Annotated in this window: 1 protein-coding gene; it reads left to right on the forward strand. The window is 51.0% G+C overall.

What is annotated here, in order from left to right:
- A partial coding sequence (locus NR125_RS30400; RefSeq protein WP_256816915.1) for a hypothetical protein occupies positions 1 to 314 on the forward strand: 314 nt, incomplete at both ends.

Raw genomic sequence — 314 nt, forward strand, 5'->3', positions numbered from 1 at the left:
AAAGGAAGGAGGAGGGGGAAGAAGGAAAAAAAGGGAGAAAAGGGAAGAAGGAAAAAAGAGAAGAGGGGGGAGGAAAAGAGGAGGAGAGGAGAAGAAGAAGAAAGAAGGAGGGGGAGGAAAGGGGAAAAAAGGAAGAAGGGAAGAAGGGGAAAGAGGAAGAGGAGGAGAAGGAGGAAGAAAGGGAAGGAAGGGAGGAAGAGGAGAGGAAAGAAGGGGGGGAAGGGGGAAGAGGAAAAGGAAAGGAAAGAAAAGAAGAGGAAGAAAGAAGAGAGGAGAAGGAGGCGAGGAGGGGAACCCCGGGGGCAGAAACAAGG

This window comes from Cytobacillus sp. Bac17 (genome assembly GCF_024519925.1).
GTDB classification, from domain to species: Bacteria; Bacillota; Bacilli; order Bacillales; family Cytobacillaceae; genus Cytobacillus; species Cytobacillus pseudoceanisediminis.